Below are 19998 nucleotides of genomic sequence, written 5' to 3' on the forward strand. Positions count from 1 at the left end.
ACAGTGTCGGCATGGACGTCTCCCTGCCCTTGCGATCGCTCATCCCGAGTCTCGACTCCGACGTGCTGGTCGTGCTGGCCCGCAGCGAGTCAGCGTTCGGCGCGTCACAGGTCGCCAGGCTGACGGAACGAGGCTCCCGTTCCGGAACGACGAAGGTGCTGGACCGCCTCGTCGAGCACGGTCTCGTCCTGGCTGAGCCGACCAATCGCGGGTACATGTACCGGCTGAACCGCGATCATCTGCTGATGCCGGCAGTCTTTGCGGCCCTTGATGTCCGCCGCGATCTTCTCACTCGCCTCAGCAGTGCGGTGGCTGCCCTCCGTCCGACCCCCGTTCACGCATCGGTGTTCGGCTCCTTCGCACGAGGGGACGGCAGCCAGGAAAGCGACATCGACCTCCTCGTGCTCACGGACGCCAACCTTCACCTGGACGACGACTCGGGCTGGCAGGCGCAGGTGCGGCAGCTCGAGGACCACGTGTACGCCTGGACGGGCAACCGCCTGGAATTACTGAGCATGGACACCGACGGACTCGCCAAGGCGATCGCTGCGGGTGAACGCATCGTCGAGGAGCTGCGTTCGGATGCGGTGACCGTACACGGGCACGACATCAGGACGCTCATCTCGGCAGCACGCGCCGGCGAGGGGCACGGGTGAGCCCCCGCAAGCTCACCACTCGGACAGCCGACCGGGCGTGGGCGCGTGGACGAAGCGACGTGGGGCGCAAGTACCTCGAGGTGGCCGAACTGGTCGCCTCAGAGGACGGTGCAGCCATCAACGTGTGCGTCGGAACAGCCGTGCTCGCCGGCATCGCGGCCGCCGACGCGATCTGCGCGGCCGCTTTGGGCGAGGACTACTCGGGCACCGACCATGCCGCCGCTGCCAGTCTGCTGGAAGCGCGGGCACGCACGACCTGAGCGGTTCCCTCACCACTCGTCGCCGGACACATCCACCAACGACGAAGCCCCCCGGCCCAGATGGGCGCGGGGGGCTTCGTTCAGCCGTGGATCAGGAGTCGTACGACGTGAAGTCGAAGTCGTCCAGCTTCACCGCGTCGCCGTCAGCCGACCCGAAGCCGTAGTCGTAGTCGCCGTAGCCGGTGACGGCGTAGGCGGCCTGACGGGCCTCCTCGGTGGGCTCGACCCGGATGTTGCGGTAACGGTCGAGACCGGTACCCGCCGGGATGAGCTTGCCGATGATGATGTTCTCCTTCAGGCCACGCAGCGAGTCCGACTTGCCGTGGATGGCGGCGTCGGTGAGGACGCGCGTCGTCTCCTGGAAGGAGGCGGCCGACAGCCACGACTCGACGGCCAGCGAGGCCTTCGTGATGCCCATCAGGACCGGACGACCCGAGGCGGGGGTGCCACCCTCGGCGACGACCCGACGGTTCTCCTCCTCGAAGTGCGCACGATCGACCAGGTCACCGGGGATGAGCTGGGCGTCGCCCTGCTCGATGACCGTGACCCGACGCAGCATCTGGCGAACGATGATCTCGATGTGCTTGTCGTGGATCGCCACGCCCTGCGACCGGTAGACCTCCTGCACCTGGTCGACCAGGTGCTCCTGGGCACGACGGACACCCAGGATGCGCAGGACTTCCTGCGGATCGGGCGTGCCGTGCGTCAGCATCTGTCCGACCTCGACGTGATCGCCGTCCTGGACCAGGAGGCGCGCACGCTTGGTGACGGGGTACTCGAGCACGTCCGAGCCGTCATCCGGCGTCACGACGAGCTTGCGGGTCTTGTCCGAGTCGTCGATGACGACGCGGCCGGCCGACTCCGTGATGGGAGCCTTGCCCTTGGGCTGGCGAGCCTCGAAGAGCTCGACGACGCGGGGCAGACCGTGCGTGATGTCGTCACCGGCCACACCACCGGTGTGGAAGGTACGCATGGTCAGCTGCGTGCCGGGCTCACCGATCGACTGGGCCGCGATGGTTCCGACGGCCTCGCCGATGTCGACGAGCTTGCCGGTCGCGAGCGAGCGACCGTAGCACTTGGCACACGTGCCGGCCTTCGCCTCGCACGTCAGGACCGTACGGACCTTGATCTCCTCGACCCCCGCAGCGATGAGCTGCGCGATCTCGACGTCACCGAGCTCGCCGCCGGCGGCCACGAGGACCTTGCCGTCGGCATCGGTGATGTCGGTGGCCGCGGTGCGCGAGTAGGCAGCCGTCTCGACGTTCTCGGCGGCGACCAGACGGCCGTCGTCAAGCTTGGTCGCGATGACCTGCTTCAGACCGCGCTCGGTGCCGCAGTCCTCCTCGCGGATGATGACGTCCTGGCTGACGTCGACGAGTCGACGCGTCAGGTAGCCCGAGTCGGCCGTACGCAGAGCGGTGTCCGCGAGTCCCTTGCGGGCGCCGTGGGTCGCGATGAAGTACTCGACGACCGACAGGCCCTCACGGAAGTTGGCCTTGATCGGGCGAGGGATGATCTCGCCCTTCGGGTTGGCCACCAGACCACGCATGCCGGCGATCTGACGGACCTGCATCATGTTTCCGCGAGCACCGGAGTCGACCATCATCCAGATCGGGTTGTCCTCGGTGAAGCCCTTGAGCATCTCCTCGGTGACGTCGGCCGTGGCCTGCGTCCAGATCTCGATGAGCTCCTGACGACGCTCGTCCTCGGTGATGAGACCGCGGTCGAACTGCGTCTGGACCTTGGCCGCCTGCGTCTCGTAGCCGCCCAGGATCTCCTGCTTGCGCGGAGGCGTGACGACGTCCTCGATCGACACGGTCACGCCGGAGCGGGTGCCCCAGTGGAAGCCGGTGTCCTTGAGGTTGTCCAGCGCGTTGGCGACGTCGACCTTGGAGTAGCGCTCGGCGAGATCGTTGACGATCACACCCAGCTCCTTCTTGCCCACCTGGTGGTTGACGAAGGGGTAGTCGTCCGGCAGCGCCTCGTTGAAGATCGCACGACCCAGGGTCGTGTCGAGGATCTGGCCCTCGATGCGGATCTTGATGTGGCTCTGCAGCGAGATCTCGTGACGCTCGAACGCCATGAGTGCCTCGGGGACCGTGCTGAACGCGCGACCCTCGCCGATGTGACCCGAACGCTCCAGCGTCAGGAAGTACAGGCCGATGATCATGTCCTGGGTGGGCATGGTCACGGGCCGGCCGTCGGACGGCTTCAGGATGTTGTTGGTCGACAGCATCAGGACGCGTGCCTCGGCCTGGGCCTCGGCGCTCAGCGGCAGGTGCACGGCCATCTGGTCACCATCGAAGTCGGCGTTGAACGCCGAGCAGACGAGCGGGTGGATCTGGATGGCCTTGCCCTCGATGAGCTGCGGCTCGAAGGCCTGGATGCCCAGGCGGTGCAGCGTCGGCGCGCGGTTGAGCAGCACGGGGTGCTCGGTGATGACCTCTTCGAGGACGTCCCACACGACCGGGCGAGCCCGCTCGACCATGCGCTTGGCACTCTTGATGTTCTGCGCGTGGTTCAGGTCGACCAGACGCTTCATCACGAACGGCTTGAACAGCTCGAGCGCCATCTGCTTGGGCAGACCACACTGGTGCAGCTTGAGCTGCGGGCCGACGACGATGACCGAACGGCCCGAGTAGTCGACGCGCTTGCCGAGCAGGTTCTGACGGAAGCGACCCTGCTTGCCCTTGAGCATGTCGGAGATCGACTTCAGCGGACGGTTGCCCGGTCCGGTGACCGGACGGCCGCGACGGCCGTTGTCGAACAGCGAGTCGACGGCCTCCTGCAGCATGCGCTTCTCGTTGTTGACGATGATCTCCGGAGCGCCCAGGTCGAGCAGACGCTTGAGCCGGTTGTTCCGGTTGATCACGCGGCGGTAGAGGTCGTTCAGGTCGCTGGTCGCGAAACGTCCACCGTCGAGCTGGACCATCGGACGCAGCTCCGGCGGGATCACCGGGACGGCGTCGAGGACCATGCCGGCCGGCGCGTTGTTGCTGCCGAGGAACGCGGAGACGACCTTGAGGCGCTTGAGGGCGCGGGTCTTCTTCTGTCCCTTGCCGGTGGCGATGATCTCGCGCAGCAGCTCGGCCTCGGCCTCGAGGTCGAAGTCCTGCAGGCGCTTCTGGATCGCCATGGCGCCCATGTAGCCCTCGAAGTACTTGCCGAAGCGGTACGTCATCTCGCGGTAGAGCATCTCGTCGCCCTCGAGGTCCTGGACCTTGAGGTTCTTGAAGCGGCTCCACACCTCGTCGAGGCGGTCGATCTCGCGCTGGGCGCGGTCACGACGCTGCTTGGCCTCGCGCTCGGCCGAGTCCTTGACCTTGCGCTTGGCGTCGGCCTTGGCACCCTCGGCCTCCAGGGCCGCGAGGTCCTCCTCGAGCTTCTGCATGCGCTCGTTGACCTCGTTGTCACGACGGCTCTCGAGCTGCTTGCGCTCGAGGTCGATCTTGGCCTCGAGGCTCGACAGGTCCTGGTGACGTGCGTCCTCGTCGACCTTCGTGATCATGTACGCCGCGAAGTAGATGACCTTCTCGAGGTCCTTCGGGGCGAGGTCGAGCAGGTAGCCGAGCCGGCTGGGCACACCCTTGAAGTACCAGATGTGCGTGACCGGGGCGGCGAGCTCGATGTGGCCCATGCGCTCACGGCGCACCTTGGACCGCGTGACCTCGACGCCGCAGCGCTCGCAGATGATGCCCTTGAAGCGCACGCGCTTGTACTTGCCGCAGTAGCACTCCCAGTCCCGGGTGGGACCGAAGATCTTCTCGCAGAAGAGTCCGTCACGCTCGGGCTTGAGCGTGCGGTAGTTGATCGTCTCGGGCTTCTTGACCTCGCCGAACGACCATCCGCGGATGTCGTCGGCGGTCGCGAGACCGATCCGGATTTGATCGAAGAAGTTCACGTCAAGCACGTTGTCTTCTTTCCCTTACTTTCTTGAAATCGTGGATGAGGGGTCTGACCGCCGGGGCGGATCAGACCTCCTCGACCGAGGAGGGCTCGCGCCGGGACAGATCGATGCCGAGCTCTTCGGCGGCGCGGAAGAGATCCTCTTCCGCGTCACGCATCTCGACAGCGGTTCCGTCGCTCGACAGGACCTCGACGTTGAGACACAGCGACTGCATCTCCTTGACGAGAACCTTGAAGGACTCCGGGATGCCCGGCTCCGGGACGTTCTCGCCCTTGACGATGGCTTCGTAGACCTTGACGCGACCCAGGATGTCGTCGGACTTGATGGTGAGGAGCTCCTGCAGCGCGTACGCCGCTCCGTAGGCCTCGAGGGCCCACACCTCCATCTCACCGAAACGCTGTCCACCGAACTGCGCCTTACCACCCAACGGCTGCTGCGTGATCATCGAGTACGGACCCGTGGAACGTGCGTGGATCTTGTCGTCGACGAGGTGGTGCAGCTTCAGCAGGTACATGTAGCCGACCGAGACCGGGTCGGGGAACTGCTCGCCGGTACGACCGTCGAAGAGCACCGCCTTGCCGTCGCGCTTGACCATGCGCTCGCCGTCCCGGTTGGGGAGCGTCGAGGCCAGCAGGCCCTGGATCTCGTCCTCGCGGGCACCGTCGAACACGGGCGTCGCGACGTTGCTGTTGGCCGGTGCCCGATCGGCACCGATCGCGCGCAGGCGCTCGGCCCACTCGTCCTTGAGGTCCGCGATGTCCCAGCCGGTCTTGGCGACCCAGCCGAGGTGCGTCTCGAGCACCTGTCCCACGTTCATGCGTCCGGGGACGCCGAGCGGGTTCAGCACGATGTCGACCGCCGTGCCGTCCTCCAGGAAGGGCATGTCCTCGACCGGGAGGATCTTGGAGATGACGCCCTTGTTGCCGTGGCGGCCGGCGAGCTTGTCGCCGTTGGAGATCTTGCGCTTCTGGGCCACGTAGACGCGGACCAGCTGGTTGACGCCCGGGGACAGCTCGTCACCCTCGGCCGAGTCGAAGACCCGGACGCCGATGACGGTGCCGCTCTCGCCGTGGGGGACCTTCAGCGACGTGTCGCGCACCTCGCGCGCCTTCTCACCGAAGATCGCACGGAGCAGGCGCTCCTCGGGGGTCAGCTCGGTCTCGCCCTTGGGCGTGACCTTGCCGACGAGGACGTCACCGTTGCCGACCTCGGCACCGATGCGGATGATGCCGCGCTCGTCGAGATCGGCGAGCATCTCCTCGGAGACGTTCGGGATGTCCCGCGTGATCTCCTCGGGACCCAGCTTGGTGTCGCGGGCGTCCACCTCGTGCTCCTCGATGTGGATCGAGGTGAGGAGGTCGTCCTGGACGACGCGCTGGCTGAGGATGATCGCGTCCTCGTAGTTGTGACCCTGCCAGGGCATGAAGGCGACGAGCAGGTTGGTGCCCAGCGCCATCTCGCCCTCGTCGGTGCAGGGACCGTCGGCCAGCGGCGTGCCGACCTCGACGCGCTGACCGTGCGCCACCAGCGGACGCTGGTTGGTGCAGGTGCCCTGGTTCGAGCGGCGGAACTTGGCCAGGCGGTACGTGAAGTACGAGCCGTCGTCCTGCATGATCTCGATGGCGTCCGCGGACACCTCGTTGACCACACCGGCGACCTTGGCCACCGTGACGTCACCGGCGTCGACGGCGGCACGGAACTCCATGCCGGTGCCGACGAGCGGGGCGTCGTTGCGGATCAGCGGGACGGCCTGACGCTGCATGTTGGCGCCCATGAGCGCGCGGTTGGCATCGTCGTGCTCGAGGAACGGGATGAGCGCCGTCGCGACCGACACCATCTGGCGCGGCGAGACGTCCATGTAGTCCACGTCGGCGGCGGGACGCAGCTCGGCCTCGCCACCCTTCTGACGGACCAGCACCATGTCGTCGACGAACGTGCCGTCGGCGGTCAGGGGCGAGTTCGCCTGGGCGATGATGAAGCGGTCCTCGTCGGTCGCCGTCAGGTACTCGACGTCGTCCGTCGCGCGGCCATCGATGACCTTGCGGTACGGGGTCTCGACGAAGCCGAACGAGTTGATCCGACCGTAGGACGCGAGCGAGCCGATCAGACCGATGTTCGGGCCTTCCGGGGTCTCGATCGGGCACATGCGGCCGTAGTGCGACGGGTGGACGTCGCGGACCTCGTAGCCGGCGCGCTCACGCGACAGACCACCCGGTCCGAGGGCCGACAGACGACGCTTGTGCGTCAGGCCCGCGAGCGGGTTGTTCTGGTCCATGAACTGCGACAGCTGCGAGGTTCCGAAGAACTCCTTCAGCGCCGCGACGACCGGGCGGATGTTGATCAGGGTCTGCGGCGTGATGGCCTCGACGTCCTGGGTCGTCATGCGCTCGCGGACGACACGCTCCATGCGGGCCAGGCCCGTGCGGAGCTGGTTCTGGATCAGCTCGCCGACCGTGCGCATGCGACGGTTGCCGAAGTGGTCGATGTCGTCGGCCTCGACGATGGTCGTGCCGGCCGCGGTGGCCAGCTCGGTCTCGCCGGCGTGCAGGGCCACGATGTACTTGATCGTCGAGACGATGTCGTCGATCGTGAGCGTCTGCTGGTCGAAGGCTTCCTCGACGCCGAGCTTCTTGTTGATCTTGTAGCGACCGACCTTGGCCGTGTCGTAGCGCTTGGCGTTGAAGTAGTAGTTGTCCAGCAACGTCTGCGCGGCCTCGCGGCTCGGCGGTTCGCCCGGACGCAGCTTGCGGTAGATGTCCAGCAGCGCGTCGTCCTGGCCGGTGGTGTTGTCCTTCTCCAGCGTCAGGCGGATCGACTCGTACTGACCGAACTCCTCGAGGATCTGCGCCTCGGTCCAGCCGAGGGCCTTGAGCAGCACGGTGACGCTCTGCTTGCGCTTGCGGTCCAGACGGACGCCGACCATGTCGCGCTTGTCGATCTCGAACTCGAGCCAGGCGCCACGCGAGGGGATGACCTTCGCGGTGTAGATGTCCTTGTCGGACGTCTTGTCGGGCGTGCGCTCGAAGTAGACGCCCGGCGAGCGGACGAGCTGCGAGACGACGACACGCTCGGTGCCGTTGATGATGAAGGTGCCCTTGTCCGTCATGAGCGGGAAGTCACCCATGAAGACGGTCTGGCTCTTGATCTCGCCGGTCTCGTTGTTCATGAACTCGGCGGTGACGAACAGCGGCGCGGCGTACGTGACGTCGCGGTCCTTGCAGTCGTCGACCGAGTACTTCGGCGGCTCGAAGCGGTGGTCCCGGAACGACAGGCTCATCGTCTCGGAGAAGTCCTCGATCGGGGAGATCTCCTCAAAGATCTCCTCCAGGCCGGACTTCGTGGAAATATCAGTCCTGCCGGCGGCGAGAGCGGCGTCAACCGACTCGCGCCACTTCTCGTCGCCGATCAACCAGGCGAAGGCGTCGGTCTGCAGAGCCAGGAGCTCAGGGACCTCGAGAGGTTCGGAGATTTTCGCGAAGGAGATACGGCGGGGCTGAACAGATGCAGTGTTGCGCGAGGCGGCCAAGAGGGGTCCTTCCAAGGGCTCGCAGGCGGGTGGCTCGGAGGTGGTTCTGCGCGCACGCCAAACGACCCCGGTCAAGGGGTACCTGTCAACTCCATGGAGGAGAGGGCAGGACAAGGCGAGCGCGAAAGTTCAGTGTAACGCGCCAGCCACGCCGAAGCAAGGGCGGGCCTTGACAATCGGCTCCCGGTCAGGGAGGCTAGTTGGCTTTCTCGTCGGCCTGGGGAGTTTCCCCCGGCAATGCCGGGGAATTCGACAGGGTCACGATGTCGCCGACCAGCCAGCCGTCGTCCTGCTTGACCATCGAGACCTTGATGCGGTTGGGGAACACCGTCGTCTTGTCGGATCCACCGACGAGGCGGACCATGTCGACGAACACCAGGACGTCGACCTTGGTGGTCGAGCACTCCTCACCGCAGTCGATCGGGGCCGCGTTGCGCGCGACGGCCTTGACCTGCACCTTGTTCTGCGGCGCGATCTCGTCGAGCACCGGCCCGATCTTGGCGAACGTCTTGGCGAACGCCGGGGTCATGAGCGCCTGGCTGTCGGTGACGTACTGGTCGAGCTGGTCGAACCGGTAGGAGAAGATCGACTCCGCCGACGTGGCCGCGGCCGAGGTCGCCTGTCGCTGCGCCTTGTCGAGGTCGCTGCTGTCGTCGCGCAGGTCCGCGACGCCGCGCACGGCCAGCAGTGCGCCGAGCACGAGGACGACGGCGGTGACCACGACGGCGGGCACGAGCCAGCGCAGGTCCGACCGCGACGGGCGGGACGGCGTGCGCTCGCGGGGCGGGGACGCGACCGTGGGCTTGCTGGACGCCGGACGGGCCGGCTTGGTCGCGACGGCCGCGGCGGGGGTCGACGCCTTCGCGGCCGGGGCCGCCTTCTTGACGACGGGCTTCCTCGTGGGCGTCCTGCGGGGCGCCGGCGCCTTCCGCTCCGGCACCACGGGGGCGCTCTCGCCCGCGATGCGACGACGACGCACGGGACCGGTGGGCTCGCTCACTCGCCCTCCCCCGTTCCGACCTTCGACTCGACGGTTCCGACGCTCTCGAACCGCGACACGAGCCACTCCCCCTCGGTCTTGCTGAACGCGATGTTCCAGCGGAACTCGCGCGGGGCGGTCGCTGCCGCCTTGTCGCTCGAGATCGCCGCGTCGAACGCGACGATGACGTCGGCGGAGTCGTCGTCGATGCTCTGGACGCCGACGCCGATGATCTTCGCGTCACCGCTCTTGAGCGTGACCTTGTTCTTCTTCAGCACCTCTTCGGTGGCCTTGGAGTTCTCGAGGAACTCGTCGTAGTAGTCCGGGGTGAGCAGCGTCTTGATGCGCTTGCGGTAGTCCTCGGGGTTGCTGAAGTCGAAGGTGTTCATCGCGACCGCGAAGTCGGTCGCCCGCGACGTCACCTGCTCGCGGTCGCCGGACTCGTCGTCCCCGAAGCTCGGCAGGACGACACCCACCACGCCCAGGAGCACGCCCAGGGAGGCGAGGACTGCCAGGACACGGATCGTTCGACGGCGGCCGGACCACGTGGTCACTGCGCCGGATCGAGCAGAAGCCACTTCCACGAGTCCCTTCCGTCTGTCGTGAGACCTGACGCGGCGGCGGACCGCTTGAGCACGGTCTTCGACGCCTGCCGCGCGATCTTGTTGTCCTTGACCTTACAGTCCACGTCGGTGTCGAACTGCGCGTCGCTGATCGTGGCCTCGGTGCGGCGCTGGCGGTAGCCGGAGGCGTCCTTGCCCTGGGAGAACGTGCAGGTGCCGGTGAGGTCCGTCAGGACGAGGCCGAAGGCCGCGTTCCACTCCCCCGTCTCCTTGCCCTTGGACCGCACCGGCTCGAGGGCCGTGAAGGTCCCCTGCAGCAGGTACGGGTAGAGGACGAACACCGACTGGACCCCGCTCAGGTTGTCCTTGAGCGGCTTGTTCGCGGTGATCAGGTCGCGGACCCCGCTGCTGAGGTCGGTCGAGTTCTCGTCGACGACCTTGCGGAGGGTCTTGGCGCTGCCGCTGCCCTTGTCGAGCAGGCGGCGCAGGTCCGGGTCGGCGTCGACGAGCGTGTCCGACAGCAGCGCGAGGTTGCGCGAGAAGGTCCTCAGCTCGCCCTGCTTGTCGATCTGCGTCTGCAGGACGGTGTCGGACCGGCGGATGAGCGACCGGGTCACCCCGATGTTGTCGTCGGCGGTCCTGATGAACGCCGACGACGTGTCGAGGATCGTGGCGAGGTCGTTGCCGGTGCCCTCGAAGGCCTGCCCGAGCTCGTCCACGACGGTGCGCAGGCTGTCGGTGTTGACCGAGGTCACCAGGTCGTTGACGTCGACCAGCAGGGTCGTGGTGTCGATCGGGATGCGGGTGTCGCTCTGGGCGATCCGGCTGCCCCTGGCCAGGTAGGGCCCGGAGCTGCCTCGCGGCTGGAGGTCGACGTACTGCTCGCCGATCGCGGACTTGTTGGCGACGACGGCGAGCACGTCCCGGGGGATGCGGGGGGCGCTGTTCTCGATGTCGAGCGTCGCCTGGACACCACCCTGCTTGAACTGCAGGCGACCGACCTCGCCGACCGTGATGCCCCGATAGGTCACCTGTGCCCCGGCGAAGATGCCGCCGGAGTCGGCGAACTGCGCCTCGACCGGGAAGCTGCGGTCGACGACGAGCCGGTCGAGCTGGGCGTAGCGACCGCCGACGAACGCTCCGCCGATGATCGTGACGATCGCGAAGATGACGAGCTGGATCTTGGTCAGCCTGGTGATCATGGGGCCACCGCCGTCTGCAGGAGGAGCTCCTCGACGTCGGACGACGTGGAGTCGGCGACCGCGGTCCGGCACGATCCGAACAGCCCGCACAGCAGGCCCTTCGAGGTGGGCCTGGTCGGCCGGGGCGTCGGGGAGGTCGTCGGCTCCGGAGCCGGGGTGGACGCGCCGCCCTTGGCCGGCTTGTCGGCGCCCTTGCTGCCACCGCCGAGACCCGGGAGGCCGCTGCCCTTGTCGCCCTGGTCGCCCTTGGCACCCTTGGCGCCGCCGGAGACGAGGCCCGAGAGCAGGTCGACCAGCGAGCCGGCGGACAGCGGGTCCGTCGGCGAGGCGGCGTCCGGGTTGCCCGTCGCCTTGTCACCGCTCTTGCCCTTCGAGGGCGGGCTGAGCAGCGAGGCGAGGTCGAGCCCGAGGATGTTCTTGAGCTGATCGGCGTTGATGTCGAGGCTGAGCGAGAGGTTCGCGAAGTCGCCGAAGCACGCCCCGTCCTTGACCGTCGGGGAGTCCTGGCACCGTCCGGTCGCCGCGGCGACCGAGCCGCCCACGAAGCCGTCCGTGAAGGGGTAGGTCAGCAGGGCGCGGGTGCCGGTGGCGAGGTCGTCACCGGCCGCGGCGAGGTTCTCCAGGATCGGTCCCAGGGCCTTGAGATCGGCCACGGTGTCGGTCTTGGACCGGGAGACCACGTCGGTCGCGACGTTGCTCAGCCTGTCGAGGGACTGCAGCAGGCCGACCAGGTCGTCGCGCTGCCGGTTGACCACCCGCAGCGCGTCGGGCAGCTCGTCCAGCGCGCCGGTGATCGCCGACTTCTGCTTCTGGGTCTCCCTCGCGAGCCGGTCGACCTTCTCGAGGGAGGTCAGCAGTGCCTCCTTGTTGGCGTCCAGCTGGCTGATGAACGAGGACGTGGTCGAGATGAGCTCACGCACCTCCGGCTCGTTGCCGTCGAGGGCGTTGTTGAGCTCCTTGATGATCGTGTTGGTCTTCTCGAGCCCGCCGCCGTTGAACAGCAGCGAGGCGGCGCCCAGCACTTCCTCGATCTCCGGGTTCCGGCCCGCGCGGTCGAGCGGGATGGTGTCGCCGTTGCCCAGCGTGCCGACGCCACCGCTCTCCGGCGGGGCGAGGGACACGAACTTCTCGCCCAGGAGGCTGGTCTGGCGGATCGTGGCGACCGCGTTGTCCGGCAGCTTGGCGTCCCGGTTGACCTGGACCGTGACCACGGCGGTCCAGCCCTCGAGCCGGACGTCGGTCACCTTGCCCACCGCGATGTCGTTGACGCGCACCGCGCTCTGCGGCACCAGGTCCAGGACGTCGCGGAACTGGATCTTGACCGTGTAGGGCTCGCTGCCCAGGTCCGCGCCGCCGGGCAGGGGCAGCTTGTAGGGCGAGAACCCGCAGCCGCTCAGGAGCAGTGTCGACACGACCGCCAGGACGGTGAGCCGCAGGGATGTCCGGGCGCTCATCGGCCGCCTCCCAGGACGTCGGCGAGGGAGTCGTACACCGGGTCGTCGAAGGTCGAGGCCGCCGGCGGCTGCGGTGCGACGCTCGTGCGGGGCAGCGCAGCGTCCTCGGGCTTCGGCTTGGGCTTCGGCTTGAGCTTGTCCAGCACGCCGGTCAGCGCCGAGCACAGGCCCTTGTCGTCGAGGGTCTCCCCCAGCAGGTTGCAGACCAGGCTGGCGGGGTTGTCGAGGGCGCTGAACACGATCTCGGGCAGGTCGGCCCGGGTGTCGAGGGTGCCCGAGTTGCCGTTGTAGGCCAGTGCGACGTTGGTGAGCGCGGTGGGCGCGTTGACCGTGATGGCCTCCAGGTCCTCCTTGTGCTTCGCGAGCAGCTGGGCCAGGGACGCGATGTTGTCGACGTTGCCGCGCAGCGCCGAGCGGTTCTCCTTGACCAGCGAGTTGACGTCGACCAGGGCCTTGCTCAGCGCCTCCAGCGTGGCGGCGAGGTCGTCGCGCTCCCCGGCCAGCACCTCCGAGACGCGGGCGGTGCTGTCGTTGAACGCGCGCACCGAGGAGTCGTTGGTCCTGAGCAGGCTGACGAAGTCCTCGACCTCGCGCAGGCTGCCGAACAGCTCGTCCTTGTTGTTGGACAGCGTCGTGCTGAGCTTGCCGAAGTTCCTGATCGTCTCGTTGACCTGCGCACCCTGGCCGTTGAGCTGCTCGGCGGTGCTGTCCAGGAGGGTGCTGAGCGATCCCTCCTTGTTGGCGCCCTTGGGGCCGAGCGCGACGGACAGGTCGTCGAGCGACTGGTAGATCGCGTCGAGCTCGATCGGGACCGCGGTGCGGTCGACGGGCAGGAAGGCCTTGTCGCGCAGCGCGGGCCCGCCGGTGTAGGCCGGCGCCAGCTGCACGTAGCGGTCGCCGACGATCGACGGCGACACGACGACAGCCTTCACGTCGGCCGGCAGCTTCTGCTTGCCGTCGTACGCGATCTTGACCCGGACCACGTCGCCGCGCGGTGTCAGGCTCTCGACCCTGCCCACCGGGACCCCCAGGATCCTGACGTCGGAGCCCTTGTAGAGCGAGTTGGTCTGCTGGAAGTCCACCGTGAGGTAGCGCTTGCCGTCGCCGTTGTTGAGGAACAGCACCCCCGCCGCGACGAGCAGCAGGACCACCACGCCGACGAGCAGCTTGGAGAAGCCCGCGAACCGTTGAGCGATCATCGCTTCTGCCCCCTCAGCACCTCGGAGAGCTGTTCACCCAGGCCGGCGGCCGAGGTCAGGCCGCCCAGGTAGGTGTCGAACCACGGGCCGGTGCCCAGCGCGTTGGCGAACACCCGCGTGAACGCCGGGTAGACCCGCAGCGCCTCGTCCAGGCTGGCCTCGTTCTTGCGCAGCATCGTCGTGACGACGTCCAGCTGCTCCAGGGCGGGTCGCAGGTCGGCGCGGGTGTCCTTGACCAGTCCGCGCAGCTGGGTGGAGATCGACTGCGTCGAGACGAGGAGGCGATGGATCGAGTCGCGCCGCTCGCTGATGGCGGCGAACAGCGTGTCCGAGTCCTCGAACAGCGTCACGAGCTCCTCGTTGCGCGAGTTGAGCACCCCCGAGACCTTCTTGAGGTTGATCAGCAGCGTGTTGATCTGGTCGTCGCGGGCGGCGAGGTTGCGCGACAGGTCCGACACCCCGCGGATCGCGCCACGGAACTCCTCGGGCGTCTGCGTGGAGATCTCCGAGAGGGTGTCCAGCGCCTCGGACAGCTGGGGCACGTCGAGGGCGTCCGTCGTGCGGCTGAGGTCCGAGAACGCCTGCACGACGTCGTAGGGAGGAGTCGTACGGTCGACCGGGATCGTCGACCCCTTCGCCATCTGGCCCTCGCCCTTGGGGTTGATCGCGAGGAACTCGGCACCCAGCAGCGTGCGCACGCGGATCTCGGCGCCGCTCTGGCGGCCGAACTCGATGCCCTTGTCGATCGTGAACGTCACGCGCACCTTCGCGCCGTCGAGCTCGATCTTGCGGACCTTGCCGACCGACACCCCGGCGACGCGGACCTCGTTGCCGCCCTTGAGACCGCCGATCTCGGCGAACTCGGCGTGGTAGGTGTCGCCGCCGCCGATGATCGGCAGCCGGTCGGCACGGAAGGCGCCCAGCATCATCAGGGCGATCAGGGCGATGCCGATGACGCCGATGATGACGGGATTGCGCTCGCGGAAGGGTTTCACTTGTCATACCCCGGCTGGTTGCATCGTGATCCGCCGACCTTGAGTCCTTGGGGGCCGGTCAGGTCGAGGGGGGTCTCGGGAAGGATCGTGATGCCGAGGAGCTTGACCTCGGGGATCGTGATCCGTCCGTTGATCTCGCACAGGTAGAAGTTGAACTCGCTGCCGGTGGACGCCGCGGTGCCGATCTTGCTCAGCTTGATCGGCAGGATCTGGATCGAGCTCGAGACCGTCTTGAGGTTCTTCTTGGACGACAGGTTCTTGGTCAGGGCCCGCAGCTGCTTGATGTCCTCGGTGAGCGCCGGACGGCCCTGGACCAACAGGTCCGAGGTCTCGTCGGTCAGGTCCGAGATCGAGTCGACCGAGTCGAGGATCGCGTTGCGGTCGTCCTTCAGGCCGGTGACGAACTGCTGCAGCGTGTCGATGGTCTCGGTCAGCTCCTTGTCCCGGCTGCCCACGGTGTCCAGGACGTCGCTGAGGTTGACGATGACGTCCCCGATCAGCTTGTCGCGGTCCGCGAGGGTGCTGGTCAGCGAGGACGTGCGGGCCAGGAGGCTCTCGACGTTGCCGCTCTCGCCCTGCAGGGTCTGGATGATCTCGTACGCGAACTTGTTGGTGTCCTCGGGCGACAGGGCCTGGAACACCGGCTTGAAACCGTTGAGCAGGACGTTGAGGTCCAAGGCCTCCTTCGTGCGCTCCATCGGGATCGTGCTGCCGGCCTTGAGGATCGTCTTGGCGCCCTGCGAGCCCTGGGTGAGGGCGATGTAGCGCTGCCCCACGAGGTTTCGGAACTTGATCGTCGCATTCGTGTTGCCGGTCAGCGGCACGTCGGACTCCACGCCGAAGGTCACGAGCGCCTTGTCGCGGTCGACGATCTCGACCTTGCTGACCGAGCCGACGGCCACACCCGCGATGCGGACGTCGTCGCCCTTGGCCATGCCGGTCACGTCACCGAAGACCGCCTTGTACTCCTTGCGCTCACCGAACGAGCCGTTGCTCAGGGTCAGCGCGAGGATCAGCGTCGCGACGCCGGTGAAGGCGAAGAAGAACCCGAGCTTCAGGGCGGCGCCCATGGACTCCCTGTCGATCTGCTTCACTTCGCGCTCACCTCCGTCCCACGCAGCAGCGGGCCGACGAGCAGCGAGCCGACGTCCGGGACGTCAGCGGCCTTCGTGCCGGTCATCGAGGCGATCAGCAGGTCGAGCTGTGCACGCTCGTCGGCCGAGTCGGTCGCGCCGATGCTCGGCTGCACGAGGTCCTGCAGGTCGAGGCTGGACGCCGCGGGGCGGTTCTTCGCGAAGTCCCCGTCGGGTCCGACCGAGCCGAACTTGGTGTGGGCCCGCTTGACGCCCACGAGGCGGTAGACCTCGGCCGGGATCTTGAACGGGTTCTTCTGCGACGACAGCGCCTCCTGCTGGGCGCGGCCCTTGTTGATCTCGTTGAGGTCGATGCACGAGGGTGACGCCGCGTTGCGTGCGTTGATCTCCGACCCGCTCTTGGCACCGGGCTCCTGGCGTGCCGCGTCGAACTTCTTCTTCGTGACGTTGACGTTCTCGTTGCCCGGGTCGTCGGGGTCGCTGTTGTTGTACGAGTACGCGTTGGGCTGCTTGATCAGCTCGACGTTGATGTGCAGCATGCCGCCGCGGTACGCACTGTCCAGGCGCGGGATCAAGGTGTCCATCGACTTCAGGAAGCAGGGGAACGTCACCGAGTAGTCGGACACCATCTCGAGCACCGGCCGGCCGTCGCCCGCGAGCTGGACGAGGTCCTCGCCGCTCTCCTTCGTGAACGCGGTCAGCGTGTTCGACAGGTCGGTGCCCTCGTCGAAGAACGCCGCCAGCTGGGCCTTCTTCGCGACGATCGTGTTGCCGGTGACGACCGTGTTGCGCAGCACCCGGCCGAGGTCGGGCATCGCGTCGGCGTAGCCGTCGGCGACGGTGCCGAGCTTGGTGACGTCGGTGACGAGCTGCGGCACCTCGGGGTTGATCTTCTGCAGGTAGCTGTTGAGGGTCACGAGCGTCTCGCCGACCTGGGTGCCGCGGCCCTCCAGGGCGGTCGCCACCGCGCTCAGCGTGTACGACAGGTCGGCCGGGTCGACCGCCTCGAGCAGCGGGTACAGGTCGTTGAGCAGCGTCTCGACCTCGATCGGCACGTTCGCCTTGGTGATCGTGTCGCCGGCCTGCAGCGAGGGGCCGTTCACGGAGGCGTCCTCCGGCGGGATCAGCGCGACGTACTTCTCGCCGAACAGCGTCTTGGGCACGAGCTGGGCGGTCACGCCCTTGGGCACGTCCTTGATCATCTTGGGGTTCATGCCGAGCTCGAGCTCCACGCCGTCGCCGTCGGTCCTGACGCCGCGCACCTCCCCCACGATCATGCCGCGCAGCTTGATGTCCGCGTTCTGGGGCAGGTTGACGCCTGCGGTGTCACTGCGCAGCGTCACGGTGTCGTAGTCGACGAAGGCTTTGGTGAAGAACGCGTACGTGATCCACAGGAAGAACAGCACGAGGGCGAGGAATGCCGCGCCCAGCATCTTCAGCGAGGCGGGACGTTCGAGGACGGGTGTGCGCGCCATGGGTCAGCCTGCCAGTCTCACGGTCACGTTCGTGCCCCAGATCGCCATCGAGGCGAGCAGGTCCACGACGTTGACCGCGACGATCGAGGTACGGATGGCCAGTCCCACGGCCACGCCGACGCCGGCGGGACCACCGCTGGCGTAGTAGCCGTAGTAGCAGTGGATGAGGATCACGACGACCGCGAAGATCAGGACCTTCACGAACGACCAGAGGACGTCCTGGGGTGGCAGGAACGTGTTGAAGTAGTGGTCGTACGTGCCAGAGCTCTGCCCGTTGATCCAGGTCACCGTCAGCCGGGTCGCGAAGTAGGACGCCAGCAGACCGACGATGTACAGCGGCACGACGGCGATGAGGCCCGCGATCACGCGGGTGGTGACCAGGAACGGCAGCGACGGGATCGCCATCGTCTCGAGGGCGTCGACCTCCTCGCTGATCCGCATCGCGCCGAGCTGCGCGGTGAAGCCGCAGCCGACGGTCGCGGCGAGCGCGATGCCCGCGACGATGGGGGCGATCTCCCGGGTGTTGAAGTAGGCGGAGATGAATCCGGTCAGTGCCGCGGTGCCGAGTTGGTCGAGCGCGGCGTAGCCCTGGATGCCGACCGACGTGCCGGTGAAGAAGCACATCGCCCCGATGACGCCGACCGTGCCGCCGATCACCGCGAGCGAGCCCGAGCCGAGGGTGACCTCGGCCAGGAGCCGCACGATCTCCTTGCGGTAGTTCCTCACGGCGCGCGGGATCGAGCGGAAGACGCGCAGGTAGAACAGCATCTGGTGGCCGAGGCTGTCCAGGAAGGCGCCGAACCTGTTCGGCACCTGCGTGATCATCGACAGAGCTGTCTTGTCGGACATCGTCACATCCCCTTCGGCGGGACGAGCTGGATGTAGACCGCGGTGAGGACGAAGTTCACGATGAACAGCAGCGTGAACGTGATGACGACCGCCTCGTTGACCGCGTCGCCGACGCCCTTCGGGCCGCCCTTGGCGTTCATGCCCTTGTAGGAGGCGACGATCGCGGCGAGCAGGCCGAAGACCAGGGCCTTGATCATGCCCTGGTAGAGATCGGGCAGCTGCGCGAGAGCGGAGAAGGAGGACACGTACGCTCCGGGCGTCCCGTCCTGCAGCACGACGTTGAACACGTAGCCGCCGGCCACGCCCACCACGGTCACCAGCCCGTTGAGGAAGACCGCGACCAGCATGCAGGCCAGCACGCGGGGGACGACGAGGCGCTGGATGGGGTCGATGCCCAGCACCATCATCGCGTCGAGCTCCTCGCGGATGCGCCGCGCGCCGAAGTCTGCGGCGATCGCCGATCCGGCCGCACCGGCGATCAGCAGCGCCGTCGCAATGGGGGCCGCCTGCTGGACGACCGCGAGCACCGCGGCCGAGCCGGTGAACGACTGGGCGCCGAACTGCTTGATCAGGCCGCCGGTCTGCAGCGCGATGACGGCGCCGAACGGGATCGCGACGAAGGCGGTCGGGATGATCGTGACCTTGACGATGAACCAGGCCTGGACCAGGAACTCCTTGAGCTGGAACGGGCGACGGAACAGCGCGACCAGCACGTCGAGCGCGAAGGCGAAGAGATTGCCGGCGACCCGTGCGGGACCGGTGAGGACGGCAACGCTCACGCCACGCCTCCGGCGGGGACCTGCTCGGCGCTCGGCTCGAACGAGCCCGCCGGCGGGACGACACCGTTCTCGCGGCACCAGGCACCCGGCTCGCGCTGACCGCGACGGGGACGGCCGTCGGAGGTCTCCAGCTGCATCGGCACCGGCGGCAGGGGCGGCATCGCGATGCCCTTCTCGGCGGCCAGCTCGTCGGCGTCCTTCTCCTCGGACATCCCGATCGGGCCGACCGTCTGGGCATTGAGGAACTGCGCGACGACCGGCTCCTCGGACGTCAGGAGCATCTCGCGGGGACCGAACATGGCCAGGTGCTTGTGGTACAGCAGCCCGATGTTGTCGGGGACCTTGCGCGCGGTGTTGATGTCGTGGGTCACGATCAGGAACGTCGCGTCGATCTGCGCGTTCAGGTCGATGAACAGCTGGTTGATGTACGACGTGCGGACCGGGTCCAGGCCGGAGTCGGGCTCGTCGATCAGGAGGATCTCGGGATCCAGGACCAGGGCGCGGGCCAGGCCGGCGCGCTTGCGCATGCCGCCGGAGATCTCGCCGGGGAGCTTGCGCTCCGCGCCGACGAGGCCGGTCAGCTCCATCTTGTCCATCACGATGGTGCGGATCTCGGACTCGGACTTGCGGGTGTGCTCACGCAGCGGGAAGGCGACGTTGTCGTACAGGTCCATCGAGCCGAACATCGCGCCGTCCTGGAACAGCACCCCGAACAGCTTCCGGATCTCGTAGAGCTCCTTCTCCTTGCAGTTCGCGATGTCGACGCCCTCGATGAAGATGTGGCCCGAGTTCGGCTTGAGCAGGCCGATGAGCGTCTTGAGGAAGACGGACTTGCCGGTGCCCGACGGGCCGAGCATCACCGAGATCTCGCCGGCGGGCAGGGTCAACGTCACGTCGTTCCAGATCGTCTGGCTGCCGAACTTCTTCGTCAGTCCCTCGACCACCACTTCAACACCCACGGGCGCCCCTCCTTGCTCACCGTGGTCCACCGACTGCTGCCGGCAGAGCTCCCATGTCCCGGGTCGACGTGACCGTGGACACAGGTACAACGACGGCCCGT

Annotated in this window: 15 protein-coding genes; 2 read left to right on the top strand and 13 right to left on the bottom strand. The window is 67.4% G+C overall.

Annotation, left to right across the window (positions count from 1 at the left end; translation table 11 throughout):
* Window positions 1-62: 62 nt before the first annotated feature.
* Both C3E78_RS14980 and C3E78_RS14985 read left to right on the top strand, forming a co-directional pair.
* A complete protein-coding gene (locus C3E78_RS14980; protein ID WP_159085912.1) occupies window positions 63-656 on the top strand; it encodes a nucleotidyltransferase domain-containing protein in 594 nt (197 codons plus the stop codon).
* A 59-nt stretch (window positions 657-715) separates the two neighbouring features.
* Window positions 716-916, top strand: a complete 201-nt coding sequence (locus C3E78_RS14985; RefSeq protein ID WP_108579751.1) for a hypothetical protein — start codon at window positions 716-718, stop codon at window positions 914-916.
* Between the two features lie 91 nt (window positions 917-1007).
* On the opposite strand, the gene C3E78_RS14990 is transcribed toward C3E78_RS14985, so the two are convergent.
* From C3E78_RS14990 to C3E78_RS15050, 13 genes are all read right to left on the bottom strand, one after another.
* On the bottom strand, window positions 1008-4826 hold the full coding sequence (locus C3E78_RS14990; RefSeq protein WP_108579753.1) for a DNA-directed RNA polymerase subunit beta': 3819 nt from the start codon (window positions 4824-4826) through the stop codon (window positions 1008-1010).
* A 61-nt stretch (window positions 4827-4887) separates the two neighbouring features.
* Entirely contained in the window at window positions 4888-8349 is a 3462-nt protein-coding gene (rpoB, locus tag C3E78_RS14995; protein WP_108579755.1) for a DNA-directed RNA polymerase subunit beta, read from the bottom strand.
* 196 nt (window positions 8350-8545) lie between these two features.
* Window positions 8546-9349, bottom strand: a complete 804-nt coding sequence (locus tag C3E78_RS15000; RefSeq protein ID WP_108579757.1) for a hypothetical protein — start codon at window positions 9347-9349, stop codon at window positions 8546-8548.
* Complete coding sequence (locus C3E78_RS15005; RefSeq protein ID WP_108579758.1) at window positions 9346-9882, bottom strand: hypothetical protein; 537 nt, start codon at window positions 9880-9882, stop codon at window positions 9346-9348. The genes C3E78_RS15000 and C3E78_RS15005 overlap by 4 nt, the downstream gene beginning before the upstream one ends.
* Window positions 9879-11093 (bottom strand): MCE family protein, encoded by a 1215-nt coding sequence (locus tag C3E78_RS15010; protein ID WP_108579760.1) that lies wholly within the window; start codon window positions 11091-11093, stop codon window positions 9879-9881. The genes C3E78_RS15005 and C3E78_RS15010 overlap by 4 nt, the downstream gene beginning before the upstream one ends.
* A complete protein-coding gene (locus tag C3E78_RS15015) occupies window positions 11090-12547 on the bottom strand; it encodes an MCE family protein (protein WP_108579762.1) in 1458 nt (485 codons plus the stop codon). Before C3E78_RS15015 ends, C3E78_RS15010 begins: the two co-directional genes overlap by 4 nt.
* A complete protein-coding gene (locus C3E78_RS15020) occupies window positions 12544-13746 on the bottom strand; it encodes an MCE family protein (RefSeq protein ID WP_108579764.1) in 1203 nt (400 codons plus the stop codon). The genes C3E78_RS15015 and C3E78_RS15020 overlap by 4 nt, the downstream gene beginning before the upstream one ends.
* Entirely contained in the window at window positions 13743-14741 is a 999-nt protein-coding gene (locus tag C3E78_RS15025) for an MCE family protein (protein WP_108579766.1), read from the bottom strand. The genes C3E78_RS15020 and C3E78_RS15025 overlap by 4 nt, the downstream gene beginning before the upstream one ends.
* A complete protein-coding gene (locus tag C3E78_RS15030; protein ID WP_235833643.1) occupies window positions 14738-15835 on the bottom strand; it encodes an MCE family protein in 1098 nt (365 codons plus the stop codon). Before C3E78_RS15030 ends, C3E78_RS15025 begins: the two co-directional genes overlap by 4 nt.
* The gene (locus tag C3E78_RS15035) at window positions 15832-17310 is read right to left on the bottom strand and encodes an MCE family protein (protein ID WP_108579768.1); all 1479 of its coding nucleotides are present in this window, start codon (window positions 17308-17310) and stop codon (window positions 15832-15834) included. The genes C3E78_RS15030 and C3E78_RS15035 overlap by 4 nt, the downstream gene beginning before the upstream one ends.
* Window positions 17311-17313: 3 nt before the next feature.
* Window positions 17314-18159 (bottom strand): MlaE family ABC transporter permease, encoded by an 846-nt coding sequence (locus C3E78_RS15040; RefSeq protein WP_108579770.1) that lies wholly within the window; start codon window positions 18157-18159, stop codon window positions 17314-17316.
* Window positions 18160-18161: 2 nt separating this feature from the next.
* Entirely contained in the window at window positions 18162-18938 is a 777-nt protein-coding gene (locus tag C3E78_RS15045) for an MlaE family ABC transporter permease (protein ID WP_108579772.1), read from the bottom strand.
* Complete coding sequence (locus tag C3E78_RS15050) at window positions 18935-19897, bottom strand: ABC transporter ATP-binding protein (RefSeq protein WP_108579774.1); 963 nt, start codon at window positions 19895-19897, stop codon at window positions 18935-18937. Before C3E78_RS15050 ends, C3E78_RS15045 begins: the two co-directional genes overlap by 4 nt.
* Window positions 19898-19998: the final 101 nt, after the last annotated feature.

The sequence above is a fragment of the Aeromicrobium chenweiae genome, assembly GCF_003065605.1.
Classification (GTDB): Bacteria; Actinomycetota; Actinomycetes; order Propionibacteriales; family Nocardioidaceae; genus Aeromicrobium; species Aeromicrobium chenweiae.